Raw genomic sequence first — 22,312 nt, 5'->3', positions numbered from 1 at the left:
CGTCCCGCCCTCTCTTCATTTCAGGCACGACCGAATCTACGGCGACGGGGTCGGCGTCTGGTCGGGCGCGGGCGTCGCATCGCCGCCGGCCGGCGCGGGCGCCGGGGCTTCGGGCGGCGGCGTGTTGCCCTGGGTCTTCTTGCGGGCAAGGTCCTGCATGGCGCCGTGCGCCTCGTTGAAGCCCTTCAGCGAGAACGGAATCTCGAACGCCTTGCCGGCATCGGCATAGACGATGATCTTGCCCGCACCGGCACCGCTCGCCAGCGCGCTCACCGCCTCGGGCTGCAGCAGCATCTCGACATAGCAGCCGCCGCGATCGCAGCGCCGATAATGCAGCATCGGCGAGGTATAGGCGTCCGACGACAGGACCAGGCCCTTCTGGATCAGCACGCCGAGCGGCACCGCGATCTGGATCACATGCTTGTCGCTGGACGGCACATAGGCAATCGAGATCGACAGGATGCGCTGCTGGTTCTGCTTGTTGGCCAGAAGCTCGAACATATCGCAGGGCGACGGCGACTTCACGGGATAGCAACGCACCATCCAGTCGCTGAACTGCTTGGTCTCCGACGGCTGCACCGGACCGGCGGCACCGCCGGTCGGTGCGGTCTGGGCCTGCGCCGTGCCGATGGAGAGAAGGCTCAGCGCAAGCGCGCCGATAAGCGTTGAACGGAATGACATCACGACCAGAGTCTCCACCACCAGGAACGGCGCTTGGCAGCGTCGCTCACGAAAGCCTTGTGCGCGTCGACGAAGCCTTTGAGGGAAAAGGGCAGGGCCGCGGCCTTGCCGTCCAGGCCGGCGAGCAGGATTTTCGCCTGACCGGCGGCGACCATGGCCTTCTCGATGTCGGCGTCGTATTTGACGCGCACCACACAGCCCAGTCCGCCGCAATATTCGTAAGGATAGAGCTTGGGCTTGTCGCTGCCGAACACGATGCCGATGCCCGGATCGAGCAGCACGTTGAACGGCACCGTTACGAGCATCTCGTTCGTGGCGGAGTTCTTCGGCTTGTAGATCTGCAGCCGCGCGAGTTCGGTCTGGCCCTTGTCGTCGGGCACGTCGAGCTGGATCTCGCAGCCGATATCCTTTTCGCTGCGCTTCGGGCAGGTCAGGCGCCAGTCGTCATATTGCGACGCGACCGGGATGTCCGGCGGCGCATAGATCGCCTTGTGGCCGAACCAGCCGATGATCAGACCAAGAATCAGGAGCACCACCCCGATGGCGATGCGAACCGGGTTACTATTCAAGTCAAACGGCATATGGCGATTGCCCCATAGCTTTGAACGGGCCGCACTTAACGGGAAGCAGGGGGTCAGGGCAAGCCGGACCTGTCCGTTTCCGGGTAAATTGGCCGCCATGTCTTCCGATGAGGTAAATGGCCGCGCTTCAGCGGACCAGCACCACGCCGACCGGGGCCGAGCGCCCTTTGACGAGCGCCGCCAGCGCCTGGGAAAGCCGAGGCCGGGGCCGCTCGTCGGGATGGGCGACCATGACGACGGCGTCGGACAGCCGGGCGAGCGAGGGCGCCTCGGACGATTCGAGCACGGGCGGCGCAGCGACGATCGCGAGATCGCAGATGCCGCGCAGATGCGCGAAGAGCTCGCCCATTTTGGGCGACGCGATGGCGGCCTTGGGATCGCGCGGCGGCCGGGCCAGCGCCAGCAGCAGGACATCGGACCGCGGATCGCGGACCAGCGCCCGGTTGAGCGGCAGCACCCCACCGAGCACCTCCAACAGGCCGGCTTGCGGCCGGATACGCGCGGCCTCGGCCAGGACGGGCCTGGCGAGGTGGCCGTCGATCAGGATGGTGCGCAGACCCCGCGCCGCCGCCGCCCGCGCCAGTGCCAGCGCGACCGTGGTTCCGGCGGCGGGCGATTCGGAGGTCGTCACGGCGACGATTCGACCGGCGCCGAGGTTGCGGTTTGGCGCTACACGCCCAAGCAGGGCACCGATGGCGCGCGCGAAGGGTGAGGCCGGCCAGTCGACCATGTGGTCGGCGGCGCCCTCCGCCAATGCGCCCGGCACGTCGGCGAGCAGCGGCGGTCCAGCCGCCGCGACAACCGGAACGGGAATGGGCGCGGAAGCCGGATTCGGAACCGGCCACCGCACGGGACGGACGACGGACACCGGCGGGCGGACGCCCGCAAAGCGCATGGCAAGAAGGGCGGCCAGGCATCCGAGCAGGAGGCCGGCCGGGATCGAGGCCATCACGATCAGCATACGCTGCGGCGAGCTCGGGGCCGAAGGCACCGGCGCGCGGCTGATCACATGCGCATCGGGATATTGCAGCCCCTCCTGGTCCTGGATCGCGGTCAGCCGGCTCAGGAACGCGTCGTAGAGCTTGCGCGACGAATCGGCATCGGCCTGCAGCGCCCTCAGCTTCACCGCCGTCATGTCCTGGCCGGAGACCTGATGCTGCGTCGCGCTGAAGCTGCCCTGGAGCGAATTCAACTGCGCGCGCGCCACCGCGACGTCGCTGGCGAGCGCGCTTGCGATGCGCGCGCCCTCCTCGTCGATCTTCTGCTGGAGATCCTTGAGCTGATTGTCGACCGCGATGCGCTTGGGATGCCTCGGTCCGTAGGGAATGGCGAGCGCCGATTGCTGGCGTATCAGATCGGCCTGCTGGGTGCGAAGCTGGATGATCAGCGGCGACGCGACGATCTGCGAGATGTCGACGGGATTGCCGGCCTTCAGCAGCGTCTGCACCTGGTTGTAGACCGCCTCCTTGGCCGAGAGGTCGGCGCGCGCCTGCACGATCTGCCCGTTGATGCCGCCGAGCTGGGCCTCGATCAGCGAGGTGCCGCCGGCGCTGGAATCCAGATTGTGCTGGGCGCGATAGGTCAACGCCGCGGCCTCCTGCGCCTGCACCTTGCCGCCGAGTTCGCGGATGCGCTGCGTCAGCCATGTGCTCGTCGCGTCAGAGGCGCTGAGCTTGGCTTCGACCAGATCGTCGACATAGGTCTGCGCGACGGTGTCGGCGATCAGCGCCGCCTTCTTGGCGTCGCGCGAACTGAACGAGACGGTGAGGGTGGTCGAGAGGCCGAGCGACTCGGCCCAGAGATGGCCGAGAAAAGCGTCGATGATCGCGTCCTTCTGCACCGCCGGATCGACGGTCGCCGTGGCGTCGCGGTCGGCGAACCAGTTGCGGGGATTGAGCGCCGAGACGAGCGCCCCGCCGACGCTCTGCTGCAGCGCCGGGTTGAACTCCGGATCGTCGTAGAGCCTGAGCTTGGCGATGACTTCGGCGGCGAGATCGCGCGACTGCAGTATCTGGAGCTGGTTCTGGATCGAGGCCGGATCGGTCGGCAATGCGGAGAGAACGGACGAAAGATCGGCAACGGTATTCTTGCGCTGATCGAGCATCACGACGGACGACGAGATGTAGCGCGTCGGCAGCAGCGTCACGACGACCACCGCGAGCGCGACCACCACCGCTGTCACGCACAGGATCAATCCGGTGCGCGCGCGCAATCCGGCCAGGATTTCGGCCAGGCTTGGGCCGGCGTTGGGCGCGGCGGAGTTTGGGTTAATCCCCTGGAACGACATGCCCTCTTCGCCGCGGGCGCCGCGTGCGAGCCTTTTGCTTCAACTACGAGATTTACCGCCCAAGCGCCTGACGAAGGGTTAATGCGGGTGAACGCTCGGGACTGCGCCGCTCCGGCGGCTTCTGTCCCGGCGCCAGGCAGGCGCGCAGCACCTCGGGATCGTCCCAGGGTACATCCGGATACGCGCTGTGAAGCCAGGCGCTCTGCGGATCGCGCCGCCATTCCTGGGGAAAGAGCGCGAGAACCGGGTTCTCCGTGAGCAGCGGCCTCGGCCAGCGGGCCGCCGGGGCCAGGCAGCCGGCGAGTGCTGCGGCCAAGTCGTGCCCCGGTCCGAGGGCGAAAGCGCTGGCCTGGGTGGCGCGCGGATTTATCTCGATCAGATGTGCCTGCCCCGTTCCGTCCCGGACGAAATCGAGCCCATGCAGGCCGGAAAGGCCGAATTGCTCGGCGAGCCGCACCGCCGCCTGCTCCATCTGCGGGCAATCGACCCGCCGCATGACGGTGGCCGGTCCGCACGGATATAGGGTCTCCAGCACGTCCATATGGATACTCGCGAGCACACGGCCTTTCCAGCAGGCGAAGGCGCTGGTGGCCGGCTTGCCCGGGATGAAGGCCTGGAGATTGACCGTGCGTGCCGGCGGCGACAGTGCTTCGTGCAGGAAGTTCGCATCGCGGCGCAGGATCGCGCGCAGCACGCTGCGCCCGCGCGACGGCGTCGCCGCGAGCCTGGCATAGGCGGCGCGGGCCTGTTCGGGATTGGCCGCCACGACGGTGCCCTCGCCGCCCCAGCTTCCGTCGACCTTCAGGACGGCGGGAAAGCCGATGGCGGCAAGCCCGGCCTCGAGATCGCCCGCGCCGTCGAGGCGGATGGTCCTTGGCGCCGCGATGCCGGCCGCCTGCGCCGCGCCGATGAAATCACGCCGCGCGATGAGCGTCGCATAGCTCGCCACGCGACCCAGCGACCGCTCGACCAGCGCCGCATGGCCTGCCGAAAGCGAGAGAAGATGCGCCAAGGCACGATCGTCACCGGGCACGACCAGATCGGGCGCCGCGGCCGCGATCGCACGCGCAAGGGCGCCCAACGGAAAAAGCGGATTATAGGCATGCGTCCGCGACACGAACCGGCTTTTGCCCGCGACATGACCGGACGGCAGCAACGCCTCGACCTGCGCACCGACGCCGGCGAATGCGCCCGCCAGCCGCGCAAAGGACGGCCATTGCACAGTCGTGGCGAGGAGGACGCGGGGGCTCATGACGTAACCGTAATGCGGGAGCCTCAACCAATTCTGAAGATGGCACGCGGCTTGGAACATCTCTGGGAGGAAGCGGCGAAATGCGGATCTCGCCGTGCCGAAACTGGAATTGTCCCAAATCGGGACGGGGAAGCTGCTTCATGCTGAATTGCGTCGACGTCGCCATCGTCGGAGCCGGCCCTTACGGCCTTTCGCTCGCCGCCCATCTGAAAGCGGCCGGCATTTCCTTTCGCATCTTCGGCAAACCGATGAGCACCTGGCGCGATCATATGCCCAAGGGCATGTGCCTGAAGTCGGAGGGCTTCGCCTCCAACCTGTCGGCGCCGGACCCGGATTCGACCCTGGAGGCGTGGTGCGCGGCGAACGGAAAGGCCTATTCGGCGCAGAAGATTCCGGTCGCGCTCGAAGATTTCGTCGCCTATGCGGACTGGTTCGCCAGGACCTACGTTCCCACCCTTGAGCAGCTCAACGTCATCAACCTGATGCGTGGCGACAAAGGCTATACGCTGACGCTCGAAACCGGCGCGATCGTGCATGCAAAGCGCGTCGTGATGGCTGTCGGCATCACCTGGTTCAAATCCCTGCCGGAGGAACTAAAACACCTGCCGGCCAGCCATGTCTCGCATTCTTTCGATCACAAGACCGCGGAGCGCTTCCGCGGCAAGGACGTCGTGGTGCTCGGCGCCGGCGCCTCGGCCATCGACACCGCCATCTGCTTCCACGAGGCGGGCGCCCGCGTGAAGATCGTCGCGCGGCGCAAGACGATCGCCTATCACGTCGCGCCCGGCGAGGAAGAGCCCACCATCATCGGCCAGCTTCAGAATCCCGACACCGGGATCGGGCCGGGCTGGCGCTCCTTCTTCTGCGTGAACGCGCCGCTTCTGTTCCACCGCCTGCCCAAGGCGCTGCGCCTGGAAGTCACGCGCCGCCATCTCGGCCCCGCGCCGGGCTGGTTCACGCGCGACAAGGTCGAGGGCAATATCCCCACGATGCTCGGCACGACCCTGCTGGGTGCGCGGCTGGCCGAGGGACGCGTGGCGCTCGACCTCGCCGACGATCGGGGGACCAAGAGTACGCTGGTCGTCGATCACGTCGTCGCGGCAACGGGCTACAAGCCCGACCTCGCCCGCCTGCCCTTCCTCGACGCCGAACTGCGCAACGCGATCGACCAGATCGACGGCACACCGGTCCTCAGCGACCAGTTCGAGGCATCCATGCCCGATCTTTATTTCATGGGCCTCGCGGCGGCGAACAGTTTCGGTCCGCTGCTGCGCTTCATGTTCGGCGCCGAATTCGCCGCCCCGCGCCTCGCCGCGCATCTGCGCCGCCGCGTGACGGCGGCGGTCACGAAGCGCGCCGCATAGCTAGCGCTTCCGCGCGCCCGTCAGCGCCCGCGCGATCGCGTCGTACATCGGCGTCGGCCGCATCGCCCTGTCGTAGGGCAGCATGCGCGGCGTGCCGCGCAGCAGCTCGTCGCGCGCGCCTTCGGGCTTGAGGAAGCGGTCCGACAATCCCCAGGTCAGGAGCCCGAGCGTCGCCGGATTGTCCAGCGCGACGTCGAGATAGCGGCGCGAGGCATCGGCGACAGCGCGGTCGCGGCTCGCGATATCGGTCGGCCCGCCGCCATCATCGACGTCGTGCTCGGTCACGAGCAGTTTCAGGCCCATGGCGCGCACCGCATCGAGAAAGGCGGCGAACTTCTTCTGGTTCACCGGCGGGCCGAAGGCGGTGATGTGGCCCTGGAGGCCGAGCGCGCCGATGGGCGCACCGCGCGCGACCAGGCCTTCCAGCAGATTGAGCGTCGCGCGGCGGCGCAGGTCGCGTTCGGGACTGTCGGTCTCGATGCTGTATTCGTTGTAGACGAGCAGCGCCTGTGGATCGGCGGCGCGGGCCGCGGCGAAGGCGCGGTCGATATAGGGCGGCCCGAATTTGCGCAGCCAGACCGTGTCGCGCAATCCGTCGGCGCGGCCATCCGCCGGTTCGATCGCTTCGTTGACGACGTCCCAGGAATGCATCTGACCGCGATAGCGTCCCGCGGTTTTGGCGATGAAGGCGGTGAAGATCGTCTCGTCCCGCGCTGCGGCGACCGCAGCATCGAGCCAGGGCGGATTGGCGGCGAACCAGACCAGCGGATGACCGCGCAGCAGCATGCCATGCGCCCGCGCAAAATCGCGCAGCGCATCCACGGCCGAAAAATCGTAGACGCCCGGCGACGGCTCCGTCACCTCGCGCTTGAGCTCGTATTCCGGCACCAGGATGCCGCAGTCGCGCGCGAAGGCGGCCGCGAAATCGGGATCCCGCATCCAATAGGTGTTGTTTGCCGCACCGAACAGCAGGCCTTTGCGGGCCGCCAGCGCACGCAGCGGCGGCGTATCGTCTTCGCTGGGACGCAGATCGGCGGCGCCGGTGCGCGTCGCCAGCAGCGATCCGCCGAGGCCCGCCAGCGCGGCGCGGCGGGTCAGCACGGCCGTTCGGTCGGGACTGCGACACGCGTGTCCCGCGCCGGACGCAAACCGATACGCAGCCAGCCGATCGCGCGATCGGCTCCGGCGCGATAGACGCTGTCGGGCAGGAATATCTGCAAGAACACGATCGCTGCCAAGCCCGGGCGATAGCAGCCATGGGTCAACGCGCTCAAATAGTAGGACAGAGCGCGCAGAGGATGGCGCAGCGCGACGCCTTTCGCAACCGCCCAACCGCGCCCGCCGCGCCAGGCCTTGCGCGAAATGTGCGGCTTCAGCGCATCCAGCCACGCCGCCATGCGCGCGCTGCTGCGCCCCGCCGATTGGCGGCTGGGATCGTAGCGGTCGTACCAGACGGCGCCCGGCGCATCCGCCATGACGAAAGCGCAGCCGGCGAGCGCGAGCCGGATGACGAAATCCGTATCCTCGGCCTCGCGGAGATTTTCGTTGTAGAGCGTCGCCTTTGCGAGATCGGCCGGCACCACGGTGGTGATCGTCGGCACGAAACCTCGGTCGCAGAGCAGATAAGCCGCCATGTCCTCGCCCGGTGCGAGAGCGCGGGGCGGTTTCAGGAAGAGACGGCCGTCGCCGCGATCAACCACGATGCGGGCATAGCCGGCGGTGTGCGCCGTTCCTTCCAGCAGCTGGCGCATGGTCGCAAGATGACCGGCGAGGAACACGTCGTCGGAATCCAGGAAGGCGATGAAGCGGCCTCGCGCGGCCGCTATACCGGCGTTGCGCGCCGCCCCGCCGCCGCGGTTCTCCTGGCGCAGGAGACGGATGCGCGGATCGGCCAAGCCGTCGACCACCGCTTTGGGATCGTCCGCGGAACCATCGTCGACGACGACGATTTCGAAATCCTGCTCGCCCTGCACCAACACGGAAGACAGCGCCGCGCCCAGCGCCTCCGCGCGGTTGAACACCGGGATCACGACGGAGAAGAACGGCGTCATGCCATCTTCTCCCTCGCCTCGCGCGCAGTCACCCGCAGAAGCGCGATCACCATCAGCATCTGGCCCCATTGCGCCGAGGTGACCTGGACGAAATCCGATTCCATGAAATTGTGCAGCACGTCGAAAACAAAGAGCGTAAGCATCAAAGCGTCCAGGTAGCTGCCGCGGCCGGGGCGCCAGAACTGCACGAAGGGCTGCACGATCAGGCCCGCCATCCCGATGGCGAAGCCGATGCTGCCCAGCGTCACCAGCATCTCCAGATATCCGCTATGGCCCTCCCCGATCTGCGATACCCAGCCGGCGCCGACATATTGATAGATCGGCGAGCGGATGCCGGTATTGCCGAAGGTTCCGAAGCCGGAGCCGACCAGCGGGTGGTCGCGGATGAAAGCGGTTTCGGCCGACCAGATTGCCGCGCGGCCGGTGAAGTGCTGCGGATCTTCGAGGAATCTGGCGATCACCTGCCATTCCAGCGCCACCACGACGCCGAAGGCGAGCACGAGCAGGACCACGCCGACCGCGGCGATGCTGCGGTCGAGCATGTTGCGCGCGGCGATGCGGTAGAGCGCCCCGGCGGCGAGCGCCACCGGCAGCAGGCCGAGGGAGGATTTCGACCGCGTCATCACCAGGAAGAACAGCGAGGCGATGCAGAGCAGGAGGTCCGACCGACGCCGCGTCTCGAGCCAGAAATAGAAGAACATCGCGACCGCGCTCGCCGCCACCGATCCCGCCATGTTCTTGTGGCTGTGCAGGCCGCGCCAGGCGCCCGCGAGACCCGCTTCGAGATCGTCCGGCTGATGAACCGCATTGTGCACGACGAGACAGGACGCTATGTCGGCCAGGATCACGCAGGCGATGGTGACGCGCCAGATCGCCACCGTTCGCTCCGTGCCGAGCGTATCGACCGCCAGCAGCATCGAGAGCACGAAAATCGCCGCGAGAACGGCGCGCCGCGCGACGACGTCCGGCTCGTCCGTCCACAATGCGGTGACGAAGCACCACACAAGCAGCAGCGCGACCAGGACGGGAACGGCGCCGAATGCGGCGATCCCGTGCTTGCGCAGGGCGCCATAGAGGATCATCCCGAAGGTGCCGAGGAACGCGATCTGGCGCAGGATATCGCCCTGGGTCGAGGCCGCGTCGCGCGCCGCGATCGCCGCTGCCGTGCGCGTGTCGAACGGCGTCAGGCCGACGATGATCAGCAGCAGGACGATGACGAAGCCGGCCTCGGCGAGGCGCGTGTCGAGGCCGGAACGGGCGAGGCCGGCCGATAGTCCCTCAGTCGCCATGGATCACGGAATACTCATTGTATTGCCGTCCGATCAGCGCGGTGAATTTGCCGGCGGCGCGGAACAGGCGGCGCAACGCGTCCGTGCGGCGATTCGCGCTGAAGGCTAAGATGACGAAGAGGATGGGCGACAACAAGAGCGCGCCGGCGATGCGCGCGAGTTCCTTCGCGCGCGCGGCCGCGTCCGGTGCGTATTTCAGGAACACCCGCATATCGGAATTGCCGATGGAATAGGCCCGCGCCAGGGCCCATTTCAGGCTCGTCCGCGTCACCGGCACGAAGGTGTGGGCGAGACCCTCGTCCGACCAGGCGAAACGCGCGCCTTGCCGCTTCAGCCGCAAGAAGAAATCGCGGTCCTCACCGCCGCCGAGCGCGAAGGCCGGATCGAACCAAGGCCGCGGCAGGACTTCCAGCGCGCCGCGGGTCATCAGGAGGTTTCCCGCGCCCTGCAGCATAGCGACCGGCCCGCTGGCGTTACGGATGTCGGACATGCCGTCGAACGGCACGGCCCAGGCCCCGGGCTTCGTCTCGAAGTCGAAGAGGATAGAACCTTGCAGCACGTCCGCGCCGGTCTTCGCCTGTTCTCGGAGGAGCGCCTCGAGCCACTGGGGTTCGGGCCACTCGTCATCGTCGAGCATGGCGGTGAATTGCATGCGCGGATCGTCGAGCGCGCCGGCGACCAGCGCGTTGCGCGCCGCCGCGATGCCGCGCTCGGCCACGATCACCGAACGGATCGGCCAGCGATAGCCTTGGGCGCGAATGCGACCGCAGAGATCGAAGCCCTCGTGCCTCTCTGCATCGTTGTCGGCGACCAGCACGGTGACCATTGCCGTCGTTTCGATCTCCGCCAGCGCATCGAGCAGGCGTTTAAGCCCGCGCGGCCTGCGAAAGGTCGGGACGGCGACGATGACCTCAGCCATGGGCGTGCCTCAAGCCGCGGGTTTTCGCGAAGATGCCGGCGGTCATCGCGATGTCGCCGGCGACGATGCCGAGCAGCGAGGCGATGGGACCGAAGGCGAACAGAAGCGCGAGCGTCGCACCGAGCGAGATCAGCGACGCCTTGGTGCCGATGGTGGCGAGACTCTGGAACTCTCCGGCCGCCTGCAGCAGCACCGCGTCGGGCGTGCGCAGCGCGCGCACCGCCATGATCGCGACCCAGATCGCGAGGATCGCGGCCGCCGATGAGGCGTCATAGCCTTGCTTCAGGACGAGCGAAGGGAACCAGATCAAAAGAGCCGCCGCGGAAAGGGTCGTGGCGAGCAACACTGCAGCCGCGGCGGTTCGAAATTCCTTAACGGCGCGGAAAGCCCTGGCGAAATCGCCTGTGCCGAGGGCCCGCGCCATGGTCGGACGCTCCATATCGGGCAATGCGGCCAGCACCACCGCTACGGGACGCATCAGAAGGCTGCCCAAGGCCAGAACCGCGAAGGAACCCGGGCCGGCGAAGAAGGTGACGAAATAGGCATGGGCATTGATCGCAAGTTCCGTGGCGGCCACGCCCAGGAGCGACCAGCGTGTCAGGTCCCGCCACACCGGTGCATAGTCCGCCAGGCGGCCCTGCGCCGAGGGCCGGAACTGGCGGGCCAGGAAGTCGCGGTCGAAGGCGGCGAGGCTTCCGGCGGCCGCGGCCAGCAGAACGGCCGCGATATAGGTCATCGTCATGCGATCGAGCAGATAGAGCATGCCGAGCCCGGCGACGAGCAGCGCGCCATAGAGTGCATCGGACAGGGCCGGCCGCGCCGGCGCGCCCGTCGCATAGGCATGGACGCGGCCCAACCAGCGCAGGCTCATCGCCGCCCCGTAGAGCCCGAACATCGCCGATGCGGCGGGGCGCAGGCCGCTCATCGCCATCGAAGCCGAGACGACGGCGAAGGCGAAGACGGCAAGGACAAGATTGGCTTTCTGGAAGGTCGCGAGTTCCGCCGCGTCGACATGGCCGCGCTTGCGGATGCCGATCGTGGTCGGTGCGCCGATCAGCGCCGCGGCGGCGCTGACGCAGAACGGCACGATGGTCATCGCAAAGGAGAAGAAGCCGAAATGCACCGGCGACAGGGTGTGCAGCACGAGCAGCGCGCCCATGAAATGCGCGCCCGACATCGCGACCGGACCCGCCGCGGAGAGTGCGTAGCGACCCGCCGTCTTGAGAAGCTTTTGAAGCGGCGAGGGGCCGGCAGAAAGCCCCCCGTCGAGAAGATCGATCGCGGCGCCGAAAGCGGAGGACGTAATCTGCACGGGCAGGTGCTTTCTGTTGAGGCAACTGTCCGAACGATTGCAAGCGCGAGGCCAGTTTGGCGGCGCGCGCCGAGAAAAATAGTGCAATGAGATGAGCGAAAAAAGGCGTGCGAGACGCCTGACCTTCTCGAAAGAGGGACAAAAATCGCAGCGTTGTCGCCGCGACTTTCACTTCGCGAATTTCGACCCTGCCTCAGGGAGGGTGGAACTTCTTACGCCGTGCGCGTCAGCATGAGGAACAGCGCCAGCGTATTGGTCACGGCGTAGCGCCAGAACAGGCGCTTGGGTTCGCGCGCGAGGCGATAAAGCCATTCGAGCGAAGATTTCTGCATCCATTGCGGCGCGCGCGTGTAGTCGCCGGTGACGAAGTTGTAGCAGCCGCCGCAGGTCACGACCCAGCCGGCGCGCAGGCGATCCTTGTTGCGCACGCAGAAATCGTATTCCAGCGGAACACCCAGGCCCACGAACACGATATCGGCGCCGGACCGGTTGATCGCCTCGCAGATCGCCGCTTCTTCGTCGCGGCGGAAATAGCCGTTGCGGCGGCCCACGATCTCGAGATCGGGATAGCTGAAGCGCAGGATGTCGGCGCAGTGCGCATTAACGGTCTCGGTCGCCCCGAGCAGGAAGACCTTGAGCCCATGCGCCGCGGCCGTCTTCGCCGCATCGTGGATGAAGTCGGTGGTGGCGCTGCGCTCCGGCACATGTGCGCTCGCGAACAGGCGCGAGGCGATCACCACCGGCTGACCGTCGGCATGCACGATGTCGGCGGCCTGGAACGTCTTGCGGAATTTCGCGTCCGTGGCGACCAGCGCGATGGCATGGCCGTTGGAGGCGAAGACGAGCTTCGGCGCCCGCTTGGTGCGGCGCGCCGAGAAGCAATCGTTGACCATGAGGTTGGCGAGCTGCGCGCGCGTGACGCACGCCGTCTTGATACCGCCGATGACCGCTTCGACATAGTGGTCGTCATTGGCGGGGCGCGGGATCGCGCGGCGCTCGACCAAGACCTTGACCTGGGTTCTGAGTGCAACGCTCATCAGTGTGCATTCCTCGCCGACAGCACCGCCAGGGGCGTGCGCGCCAGGATCAACAGATCGAGCGCCAGGCTCGCATTGCGGGCATAGAATATGTCGAGGTCGACCCGCGAGCGCATCGTCCCCACCGTCGGCGTTTCGCCGCGATGCCCGTTGATCTGGGCCCAGCCGGTGATGCCCGGCTTGACGTCCTGGCGCAGCGTGTAGTTCGCGATCAATCCGGCATAGTGCAGGTCATGGGCGCGGGCATGGGGGCGCGGGCCCACCAGCGACATGTCCCCCGCGATGACGTTGAGCAGCTGGGGCAGCTCGTCGAGGCTCGTCGCGCGCAACCACTTGCCGCTGCGCGTGACGCGAACGTCGTCCTGCTTCGCCTGGACGACCGTGTCGCCATTCTCCATCACGGTCATCGTGCGGAACTTGAAAATGTCGAAGGGCTTGCCGCCCTGGCCCAGCCGTGTCTGGCGGAAAAGGATCGGACCGCCTGTATCCAGCCGCACGATCGCCGCCAGCATCGCGAAAAGCGGCGCGCAGAGGACGAGAAGAAAAAGCGCGACGGCAAGATCGAGCAGCCGTTTGAGGACGGGCTGCAGCGCCGTCGGGCACGTATTGCCGTTGGCGGGGGTGCGCCACATCGCGTCGGACGAAAGCCCGAAGGCGGAGGCGATGTCGTTCGAGGCGACCCACAGCACGTCGGCGGCGGAATGCGCGGCGGTCAGATCTTCGGCGAATTGCTGCTGCAGGCTCACGGCCGGCCCTCATTTGCGTCCGAATGGAGGGCTGCATCGGCCGCGCCAGGGACCCGGCCAGCGGTTTGTCTCAAACCGGCACACAAATGTGCCGTCCAGGCTTAAGACCGGTTAAGGCTGGGACGCCAGGAACGGATGGCGTCCCGCATGGAGACTAGCCGGCCAGCTCCTGCTGCCAGCGTGCGACGCGGGGATTTCCGGCACGCAGCAAGGATATCTGCGCCGTCAGGTGCGGGGCCCGCGCCTCGATACCGAAACGCGGCAGAAGGAAGGGATTGGCCCGGGCGTCGAGCGTGCCGGCGAGGGTCGTGAAGGCATGGTCATAGCCGGCGTCGCGCACCGAATGCCACGCCGTCTTGGAAATATCTCCCTTGTTTCCAAAGGGATAGGAGAAGTGGCGGCAGGGACCGACCTCGGCCTCGATGCGCGCCCGGGAACGCGTCGCCTGCTCGCGCAGCATCGATGGCGTCTGGAATGCGTTCATCGGCCAGTGACGATGCGCGTGCGCTCCGATCCCGACGCCGCGGCGCTTGAGCTCGCGGACCTGGTCCCAGGTCAGAAACCGCTCGGAGTCGAACGTCGCCAGCAATCCCTCGAGGACCTTGGGCTCGAATTGCGCGGTCATCGCATCGACCGCCTGCTGGGCGCTCGCCATATCCAAGGCGCGGAGCTGCCAGACGATGCGATCCGCGACGGCGCCCCGCTCATCGCCGAGCACGAGCGGCCGCGGCAGGTGCGGGATCGCATAGCTGCCGGCCGGCGCCTTGAAGGCGAAGAGCCGGGCCAGGAAAATCGGATTGCGCGCGCCGGTGTCTATGTGATGGGTGCTGGCGAACAGCGTCCAGGGCAGGCCCATATCTTGGAGAATATCGGCCGCGACCGTCAGGGTGTTGGCGTAGCCGTCATCCGACATCAGGAAGAGGGCGCGCGGATGGCGGTCGGGCTGGTTCAATACGTCGGTCAGTGCCGTAAGGGGCAGGACGTCGAAATCAGCCTTCAGCCGGCGGGCGATCGCCGTGAATTCGGCCGTCTCGTGATGATTTTCCTGAAGCCGCGGATCGATCGTCGCGTGCTCGACGCCATGGAAGAACACCGCGGCCGGCCGGCCGAGCGCGCGCACCGCATCGGCCGGAATGAACCGGCCGAGCCCACGCGCGATCTGTCCAAAACGGCTCATGCGCCAATCATGGCGTGCAAGCCTTACGCCGGAATTAATGCGCTTACCGGTTCTTAACGCTAAGGTGCGCGCCAGGACTATCGGGGGGACAGTGGTGAACGATGTTCTGAAGGACTATACGCCGTTCGATTTCAGCGACGGACGCTGGACACGCCCGGTATACCGTCGCGGCAACGGGCCCGCCGTCATCGTGATCCACGAGATGCCGAACATGCACCCCCTGGTGGTGCGCTTCGCCAGTCATGTCGCGGAGGCCGGCATGACGGCGTATCTGCCGAGCCTGTTCGGCCATCCCGGCCGCGCGCCCACGCCGCTCTACGGTCTGGGCCAGATGTTCAAGGGCATCTGCATCAGCCGCGAGTTCAGCGTATGGGCGACCGACAAATCGAGCCCGATCGTCGACTGGCTGCGGGCGCTGGCGCGCAAGGCCCATGGCGAATGCGGCGGCAAGGGTGTCGGCGCGGTCGGCATGTGCTTCACGGGGAACTTCGCCCTCGCGATGATGACCGAGCCGTCGGTGGTCGCGCCGGTGCTGTCGCAGCCCTCGCTGCCGCTTGGCTTCGGCAACAAGCGGCGCGAGGCGGCAATGGGCGTGTCGCCGGACGAAGTAGCCTGCGCCAAGCGCCGCTTCGCCGACGAGAATCTTTCGATGATCGGCCTGCGCTTCCACGGCGACCCCTTCGTCAAGCCGGAGCGCTTCGAGACTTATAAGAAGACCTTCGGCGACAAGTTCGAGGCCATCGAGCTCGATCCCAAGGACGCCGCCCCCGGCCCAATGGCGGCGCATTCGGTGCTGACGATCAACCTGCGCGACGACGACCCGGAGGGTCCGACCAAGAGGGCCGAGCAGCGTGTGATCGCGTTCTTCAAGGAAAGGACGGGGGCATAGGGACGACCATGACGATTTGGGACGTGCCGCGTTAAACTTCCCGCATGGCGCGGTACGAAGACTTCCTCAAACCCACCCCGGCCGGGCTTTATTGCCCGCCGGGCGATTTCTATGTCGATCCCACCCGCCCGGTGGATCGCGCCGTGATCACCCATGGTCACGCCGACCATGCCCGCGCCGGTCACGGCAAGGTGCTCGCGACACGCGAGACGCTCGCCGTCATGGAGGCGCGCTATGGGGAGGACTATGCGGCCGCGACCCAAACCCTCGCCTATCGCGACGGCGTGGACATCAATGGCGTTTCGGTCAGCCTCGTCCCGGCCGGCCATGTGCTCGGCTCGGCGCAGGCGGTGCTGCGCTGGAACGGGAAGACCATGGTCGTCTCCGGCGACTACAAGCGGCGCCGCGATCCGACCTGCCCCTCCTTCGAGCCGGTCGCGTGCGACGTATTCATTTCGGAAGCCACCTTCGGCCTGCCGGTCTTCCGCCATCCGCCCGATACCGACGAGATCGCCAAGCTGCTGAAATCCGTCGCGCAGTTTCCCGAACGCACGCATCTGGTCGGGGCCTATGCCCTGGGCAAGGCCCAGCGCCTGATCTGCCTGTTGCGCGAAGCCGGATACGACAAGACGATCTTCGTCCATGGCGCGCTGGAGAAGATCAACGCGCTCTATGAATCCTTCGGCGTCGATCTCGGACCGCTCAGTCCGGCCACCGTCGGCAAGAAGCAGGATTTCGCCGGCGCCATTGTCGTTGCGCCGCCTTCCGCCACGCAAGACCGCTGGTCGCGGCGCTTTGCCGATCCGGTGGTGTGCTTCGCGTCGGGCTGGATGCGGGTGCGCGCCCGCGCGCGCCAGGGCGGCGTCGAGCTGCCGCTGATCCTGTCCGATCACGCCGACTGGGACGAACTCACGCTCACCGCGAGCGAACTCGCACCCGATGAGCTCTGGGTCACCCATGGCGCGGAGGAAGCGCTGCTGCGCTGGGCCGAACTGAACGGCCGCAAGGCGCGTGCGCTGTCGCTGATGGGCTATGACGATGACGAGGGCGAGGACTGATGCGCGCCTTCGCCCGCCTGCTCGACAGCCTCGCCTTCACGCCGTCGCGCAACACCAAGCTGACGCTGGTGCACGACTATCTGCGCGCCGCGCCCGATCCGGAACGCGGCTGGGCGCTCGCGGCGCTGACGGGCGTGCTCGCCTTCGATGCGGCCAAGCCCGCCTTCATCCGCAAGGCCGTGGAAGCGCGCGTCGATCCGCAGCTTTTCGCCCTCTCCTACGATTTCGTCGGCGATCTTGCCGAGACGGTGGCGCTGATCTGGCCCGCGAAGCCCGGGGCCAACCGCGAGCCCGAACTGCCCGAAGTCGTAGACGCGCTGCGCAGCGCCGGCCGCGCCGAGGTGCAGCGCCTTCTGGAGGACTGGCTGGACGCGCTCGACGCCGACGGGCGCTGGGCCCTGCTCAAATTGCTGACCGGCGGCCTGCGCGTCGGCGTGTCCGCCCGCCTCGCCAAGCAGGCGCTCGCCGATCTGGGCGACATCGATGTCGCGGAGATCGAGGAAGTCTGGCACAGCCAGCGCCCGCCTTACGAGGACCTCTTCGCCTGGCTGGAAAAGCGCAGCGACAAGCCTTCACCCGACGCGCCGGCCCGTTTCCGCCCCGTGATGCTGGCGCAGGCGATCGATGAGGCGACGGATTTCTCGCGCTACGATGCCAAGGACTATGCCGCCGAGTGGAAATGGGACGGCATCCGCGTCCAGGCGGCGTCCGAGCGCGGCGAGAAGCGGCTCTACTCTCGAACCGGCGACGATATCGGCCACGCCTTTCCCGATGTGATGGCCGCGTTGAACTTCGAAGGCGTGATCGACGGTGAGTTGCTCGTCATGCGCGACGGCCGTATCGACAGCTTCGGCGATCTGCAGCAGCGGCTGAACCGCAAGAACCCCGATCCGAAGACCATCGCCAAATTCCCGGCAGGCATCCGTGCCTACGATCTGTTGCTCGACGGTACGGACGATATCCGTGCTCTGCCCTTCGCCGAACGCCGCAAGCGGCTCGAGGCCTTCGTCGCGCGTCTCAAATCCGCGCGCATCGATCTGTCGTCCCTGCAGCCCTTCGCAAGCTGGGCCGAACTCGCGGCCTTGCGCGCCGACCCGCCCGAGGGCGACGCGAAGGTCGCCGAAGGCCTTATGCTCAAGCGCTGGGATTCGATCTACGAAGCCGGCCGGCCGAAAGGCCCCTGGTTCAAGTGGAAGCGCGACCCGCATCTGATCGACGCCGTGCTGATGTATGCCCAGCGCGGCCACGGCAAGCGCTCCAGCTTCTATTCCGACTACACATTCGGGGTGTGGCGCGAGGATTCGAACGGCACGCGGTCGCTGACGCCGGTCGGCAAAGCCTATTTTGGCTTCACAGACGACGAGCTGAAACAGATCGACAAATTCGTCCGCGACAACACGGTCGAACGTTTCGGGCCCGTCCGCAGCGTCCGCGCCGACAAGGATTTCGGCCTGGTGCTCGAGGTCGCGTTCGAGGGACTGCAGCGCTCGACGCGTCACAAATCGGGCGTCGCCATGCGCTTCCCCCGCATCAACCGCATTCGCTGGGACAAGCCCGCGCGCGAGGCCGACGAATTGCCGACTTTGGAGAAGATGCTCGAAAGCTAGGTTCGCTATCTAGTTCGCCCGGCGCGCCTTGCATGGTTCGCGTATTGAGCGTCTGGTGCGCCCAACGGGGCTTTTTCCATACGGCCACACGACATCGGCCACCTACCAATAAGACCGCGCCTGCCGGATTTGGCCAGACCGGGCCCAGCGCCCGGTCTTTCTTTTTCCGCTAGACGATGCCGAGTTCGCGCTTCGCGAATTCCAGTGCGCTCTTGTAATCCGCCTTGCCGTTCGACGCGCGCAAGGGCACGCCGGCCACCAACACGCGCTTGGGCGTCTTGTATCCGGCGAGCCGCTCGCGCACATGGACGCGCAGGTCTTCCTCGTCGATCTCGCCGCTCGCCACCACCACGGCCGTCACGGCCTGGCCCCATTTGTCGTCCGGCACGCCGACCACCAGCGCATCCTCGACCGACGGATGCAGCTTCAGCGTCTCCTCGACTTCCTCGGGATAGACCTTCTCGCCGGCGGTATTGATGCATACGCTGCCGCGGCCCAGCAGCGTCAGCGTCCCATCCGCCTCCACCACGCACCAATCGCCCGGCATCGAGTAGCGCACACCCGCGATGGTCTTGAAGGTCTCGGCCGTCTTCTTCGCATCCTTGTAGTAGCCGAGCGGGATCGGCTGCGGCATCGCGATGATGCCCGGCACGCCCGAGCCCGGCTCGACCGGACGATCCTCCGCGTCGAACACCTTGCAGCGGTCGCCGATCTGGAATTTCGCGGTCGCCACCTCCCCGGCCGCCGTCATCATGGACGTGCCGAAGCCCACCGCTTCCGAGGAGCCGAAACTGTCGACCATGATCGCCTGTGGCATGTGCGCGAGCAGCGCCTTCTTGACCTCGCGCGACCACATCACGCCGGAGGATACGATATTCACGACGCTCGACGTATCGTAGCGCCCGGGCGCTTCGTCGAGCGCCGCCAGCATCGGCTTGGCGAACGCATCGCCGACGATGACGAGCGTCATCGCCTTGTTCTTTTGCACCGCGTCCCACATCTCGTGCGCGTTGAACGAAGGATGCGCCGTCGTGACGATGCAGCCGCCGCTCAAGATGGTCGAGAGCGCCATCAGCAGGCCCGTGCCGTGCATCAAGGGACAGGCCGGCAACAGCCGGTTGCCCGGGCCCATCAGCTTGATGGCCGAGACGACCTGTTCGAGATTTTCCGGCACCGGTCCCAGCTTGCGCAGCGCGATCAGCGAGGTCTCCCGCAGATCGTCATGCGCCCAGATGACGCCCTTGGGCATGCCGGTGGTGCCGCCGGTGTAGATGAAGAACTCGTCCCGCGGCGAGCGTTCGATTCCGAGCGGCGAGCCGTCGCCTTCACCCGCGAGCGTCTCGTAGTCCGACGCGAAGTCGGACGGCGCGCCGCCGACCTCGACGAAGGTTTGCACTTTGCTCAGCCGCGGACGGATTTCCGCAACGACGTCGCGGAACTCGGAGCCGTAAACCACCGTCTGCGCGTCCGAATTGTCGAAGATGTAGAACACCTCGTCCGGCTTGTAGCGGTAGTTGACGTTCACATGCGTCAGCCGCGCCTTGAACGACGCCGCCAGCGTCTCGCAATATTCCGGCCGGTTGCGCATGTAGAAGGCGACCTTGTCCTTCGGCCTGGCGCCGCGCGCGATCAGCGCCCGCGCCAGATTGTTGGTGCGTTTGGAGGTCTCGCCCCAAGTGATGCGGCGCTCGCCATGCACGAAGGCCGGGGCCTCGGGCGGCAGCACCGGCTCGATGGCGTCCAGAATGTCACCGAAATTCCATGGCATAGGCAGCTCCCGGCATGACGCAGCGGAAACATCGTCCGTACGCCCTTTTGCGGCAATGTAGTGTCGGAATGCGCGGCGAACAATGCGATTGCGCATTGGCGCGCGATATCAGCACAATCGAAAGGTTCTGGAGAAAACGCGATGGCGCTGGCAACGGGAATGAAGCGGCGGCGCGAGCCTGATGGTCCGGTCCGCGGCGCGGGCACGCGGATCATAAGTATCGTTTGCGGGCAGACCATACACCCGATCGAGAGATCGAAATGAACATCGACCTCTGGAACCCCGACAGCTTCGCCGCCGGCCATCCGCACACGCAGTACGACTGGCTGCGCGCCAACGATCCGGTGCACTTCCAGCAGGAGCCGAACGGTCCCGGCTATTGGGCGATCACACGCTATCGCGACGTCTACGATGTCGACCGCAACTTCCGGGCGTTCTCGTCCGAGCCGACCGTGATGATCGAGGACAGTCCGGAGAGCGCAAACAGCTTCGGCCCCTATAAGATGATGCTGATGATGGATCCGCCGCAGCATACGGCGTTCCGCCGCCTCATCCGCCAGGAATTCACGCAAGGCGTCTCCGGCGGGCGCGCGCCTCGCATGCAGCAACTCGCGCGACAGATCGTCGATGCCGTGATCGCGCGGGGCGAATGCGATTTCGTGAGCGACGTCGCCGGCGAGATGCCGTCCTATGTCATTGCCGAGCTGATGGGCCTGCCGCTGGATGACGGTCGGGAACTCTACAAGCTGACCGAGGCGATCCACACCTCCGCCGGCGGCTCGCCGTCGCCGGAAGGCGCCGTCGCCGTTTTCAAGATGTTCGAATATGGTCGCAAGGTGATCGAGGAAAAGCGCGCCCGACCGAGGGACGATCTCGCGACCAAGCTTCTGCAGGCCGAGGTCGAAGGCCGCAAACTCGACGACATCGAGTTCCTTCTGTTCTTCATCCTTTTGATCGACGCCGGCGGCGACACGACGCGAAACCTGCTGTCCTCGGGCATGCTGGCGCTGCTCGACCATCCGGATCAGCGTGCCTGGCTGATGGCGGACTTGCCCGGCCGCCTGCACAGCGCGCGCGAGGAATTGCTGCGCTGGACGAGCCCCGTGATCTATATGCGCCGCCGCGTTACCCAGGACGTCGAGCTTGCGGGACGCAGGCTCAAGGAAGGCGACAAGGTCGTGATGTATTTCGGTGCGGCCAATCGCGACCCGGAGAAGTTCTCGGCTGCCGACAGGCTCGACCTCGCGCGCGCGCCCAACGAGCACATCGCCTTCGGCACCGGGCCGCATGGCTGTCTCGGCCAGCATATCGCGCGCATCGAAATCGACGCGATGCTGACCGAGGTGTTGACGCGGATGAAGGATTTCCGCCTTGCGGCGCCGCCGAAATGGCTGCCGTCGAATTTCATCTCCGGCCCGCAGACCATGCCCGTGACCTTTGCCCCGGCCGGGCGGTCGGCATGACCGTTTCCCTGCACTATGTTGCGTTCCGATCGTTGCATGCGCAGCCTTTGACGATCGCCGCGCGGCTACGCGTGCCGGCTGACGGCGGCGACAGGCACCCGGCGGTCATCCTGCTGCACGGCTCCGCCGGTCCGTCGGGGCGTGAGGGCGGCTATGCCGACGTCCTGAACGAGGCGGGCTTCGTCACCCTGGAGCCGGACCAGTGGTCGGCGCGCAATCTGAAGGGCGGCGCGGACGGGCGGCCGAAGACCGTCGTCGAGACCTTGCCCGACGTCCATGGCGCGCGCGCCTTCCTCGCCGCGCATCCCTCGGTCGACGCGGCGCGCGTCGGCCTTGCCGGATTTTCCTTCGGCGGGGTCGCGGCCATGCTGGCGGCGACCCGGCGCCACGCCGCGGACGGGGCGTTCCGCGCCTTCATGCCGGTCTATCCGGCGACATGGACCTGGAACCGGGTGCCGAATTTCGAGTTCGGCGATCTCGCCGATGCGCCGATGCTCCTCGTCACCGGCGCGCTGGACCAGTACGACAACGATCCGGAGGTGTCCGCCAAGCTGGTGGCCGGTCTGGCGGCCGCCGATGCCGCAAGGATCACGCTGAGAGTCATGCCGGACAGCCATCACGGCTTCGACATGCCGGGCGCCGACATGGAAGTGAACGACCCCTTCGGCAATCAGGGCAAGGGCGGCAAGGTCATCATGCGCCACAATCCGGAAGCGACCAGGGATGCCCACAAGGCCGCGGTCGCATTCTTCACCGCCGCGCTGAAATAGAGGTACGCCGCCGCACGAGATTTCACTTGGCGGCGCAAATGGCACGAGGGTACGCTCGCGG

Annotated in this window: 19 protein-coding genes; 6 read left to right on the top strand and 13 right to left on the bottom strand. The window is 66.7% G+C overall.

The window, feature by feature from the left end:
• Positions 1–36 precede the first annotated feature (36 nt).
• The 4 genes from WDN01_18815 to WDN01_18800 all read right to left on the bottom strand — a co-directional run bounded on the left by WDN01_18815 (position 37) and on the right by WDN01_18800 (position 4,801).
• Positions 37–681, bottom strand: a complete 645-nt coding sequence (locus WDN01_18815; GenBank protein MEJ0028083.1) for an invasion associated locus B family protein — start codon at positions 679–681, stop codon at positions 37–39.
• The gene (locus WDN01_18810) at positions 681–1,250 is read right to left on the bottom strand and encodes an invasion associated locus B family protein (GenBank protein MEJ0028082.1); all 570 of its coding nucleotides are present in this window, start codon (positions 1,248–1,250) and stop codon (positions 681–683) included. Before WDN01_18810 ends, WDN01_18815 begins: the two co-directional genes overlap by 1 nt.
• A gap of 139 nt (positions 1,251–1,389) precedes the next feature.
• On the bottom strand, positions 1,390–3,549 hold the full coding sequence (locus WDN01_18805) for an exopolysaccharide transport family protein (protein MEJ0028081.1): 2,160 nt from the start codon (positions 3,547–3,549) through the stop codon (positions 1,390–1,392).
• 52 nt (positions 3,550–3,601) lie between these two features.
• Entirely contained in the window at positions 3,602–4,801 is a 1,200-nt protein-coding gene (locus tag WDN01_18800; protein ID MEJ0028080.1) for an ATP-grasp domain-containing protein, read from the bottom strand.
• Positions 4,802–4,941: 140 nt separating this feature from the next.
• Between WDN01_18800 and WDN01_18795 the strand changes: the two genes are divergently transcribed.
• Positions 4,942–6,165: an NAD(P)-binding domain-containing protein gene (locus tag WDN01_18795; protein MEJ0028079.1), complete on the top strand. Its 1,224-nt coding sequence runs from the start codon at positions 4,942–4,944 to the stop codon at positions 6,163–6,165.
• On the opposite strand, the gene WDN01_18790 is transcribed toward WDN01_18795, so the two are convergent.
• From WDN01_18790 to WDN01_18755, 8 genes are all read right to left on the bottom strand, one after another.
• A complete protein-coding gene (locus WDN01_18790) occupies positions 6,166–7,266 on the bottom strand; it encodes an endo-1,4-beta-xylanase (protein ID MEJ0028078.1) in 1,101 nt (366 codons plus the stop codon).
• Positions 7,260–8,216, bottom strand: a complete 957-nt coding sequence (locus WDN01_18785) for a glycosyltransferase family A protein (GenBank protein ID MEJ0028077.1) — start codon at positions 8,214–8,216, stop codon at positions 7,260–7,262. The genes WDN01_18790 and WDN01_18785 overlap by 7 nt, the downstream gene beginning before the upstream one ends.
• Positions 8,213–9,505, bottom strand: a complete 1,293-nt coding sequence (locus WDN01_18780) for an O-antigen ligase family protein (GenBank protein ID MEJ0028076.1) — start codon at positions 9,503–9,505, stop codon at positions 8,213–8,215. The genes WDN01_18785 and WDN01_18780 overlap by 4 nt, the downstream gene beginning before the upstream one ends.
• Positions 9,495–10,424 carry a glycosyltransferase family A protein gene (locus WDN01_18775; GenBank protein ID MEJ0028075.1) on the bottom strand — a complete coding sequence of 310 codons (930 nt, stop codon included), beginning with the start codon at positions 10,422–10,424 and terminating at the stop codon, positions 9,495–9,497. The genes WDN01_18780 and WDN01_18775 overlap by 11 nt, the downstream gene beginning before the upstream one ends.
• On the bottom strand, positions 10,417–11,736 hold the full coding sequence (locus WDN01_18770; protein ID MEJ0028074.1) for a hypothetical protein: 1,320 nt from the start codon (positions 11,734–11,736) through the stop codon (positions 10,417–10,419). The genes WDN01_18775 and WDN01_18770 overlap by 8 nt, the downstream gene beginning before the upstream one ends.
• A 212-nt stretch (positions 11,737–11,948) precedes the next feature.
• Positions 11,949–12,773: a WecB/TagA/CpsF family glycosyltransferase gene (locus WDN01_18765; GenBank protein ID MEJ0028073.1), complete on the bottom strand. Its 825-nt coding sequence runs from the start codon at positions 12,771–12,773 to the stop codon at positions 11,949–11,951.
• Entirely contained in the window at positions 12,773–13,519 is a 747-nt protein-coding gene (locus tag WDN01_18760) for a sugar transferase (protein MEJ0028072.1), read from the bottom strand. Before WDN01_18760 ends, WDN01_18765 begins: the two co-directional genes overlap by 1 nt.
• A 154-nt stretch (positions 13,520–13,673) precedes the next feature.
• Positions 13,674–14,696, bottom strand: coding sequence for a polysaccharide deacetylase family protein (locus tag WDN01_18755; protein MEJ0028071.1), 1,023 nt, complete (start codon positions 14,694–14,696; stop codon positions 13,674–13,676).
• Positions 14,697–14,790: 94 nt separating this feature from the next.
• Here WDN01_18755 and WDN01_18750 point away from each other — a divergent pair, with 94 nt between their 5' ends.
• The 3 genes from WDN01_18750 to WDN01_18740 are packed head-to-tail and all read left to right on the top strand — an operon-like array spanning position 14,791 to position 18,250.
• Positions 14,791–15,585 (top strand): dienelactone hydrolase family protein, encoded by a 795-nt coding sequence (locus WDN01_18750; GenBank protein ID MEJ0028070.1) that lies wholly within the window; start codon positions 14,791–14,793, stop codon positions 15,583–15,585.
• A gap of 44 nt (positions 15,586–15,629) precedes the next feature.
• On the top strand, positions 15,630–16,643 hold the full coding sequence (locus tag WDN01_18745; GenBank protein MEJ0028069.1) for a ligase-associated DNA damage response exonuclease: 1,014 nt from the start codon (positions 15,630–15,632) through the stop codon (positions 16,641–16,643).
• Positions 16,643–18,250 carry a cisplatin damage response ATP-dependent DNA ligase gene (locus tag WDN01_18740; GenBank protein ID MEJ0028068.1) on the top strand — a complete coding sequence of 536 codons (1,608 nt, stop codon included), beginning with the start codon at positions 16,643–16,645 and terminating at the stop codon, positions 18,248–18,250. The genes WDN01_18745 and WDN01_18740 overlap by 1 nt, the downstream gene beginning before the upstream one ends.
• Positions 18,251–18,419: 169 nt before the next feature.
• Here the strand turns inward: WDN01_18740 and WDN01_18735 are convergent, their stop codons facing one another.
• Entirely contained in the window at positions 18,420–20,018 is a 1,599-nt protein-coding gene (locus tag WDN01_18735) for an acyl-CoA synthetase (GenBank protein MEJ0028067.1), read from the bottom strand.
• Between the two features lie 260 nt (positions 20,019–20,278).
• Here WDN01_18735 and WDN01_18730 point away from each other — a divergent pair, with 260 nt between their 5' ends.
• Both WDN01_18730 and WDN01_18725 read left to right on the top strand, forming a co-directional pair.
• A complete protein-coding gene (locus WDN01_18730; GenBank protein MEJ0028066.1) occupies positions 20,279–21,481 on the top strand; it encodes a cytochrome P450 in 1,203 nt (400 codons plus the stop codon).
• Positions 21,478–22,251 carry a dienelactone hydrolase family protein gene (locus WDN01_18725; GenBank protein ID MEJ0028065.1) on the top strand — a complete coding sequence of 258 codons (774 nt, stop codon included), beginning with the start codon at positions 21,478–21,480 and terminating at the stop codon, positions 22,249–22,251. The genes WDN01_18730 and WDN01_18725 overlap by 4 nt, the downstream gene beginning before the upstream one ends.
• Positions 22,252–22,312 lie beyond the last annotated feature (61 nt).

The organism is Rhizomicrobium sp., assembly GCA_037200985.1.
Lineage (GTDB): Bacteria > Pseudomonadota > Alphaproteobacteria > Micropepsales > Micropepsaceae > Rhizomicrobium.
Note: the sequence above shows the minus strand (reverse complement) of the source record. Positions and strands in the feature narration are given on the sequence as shown.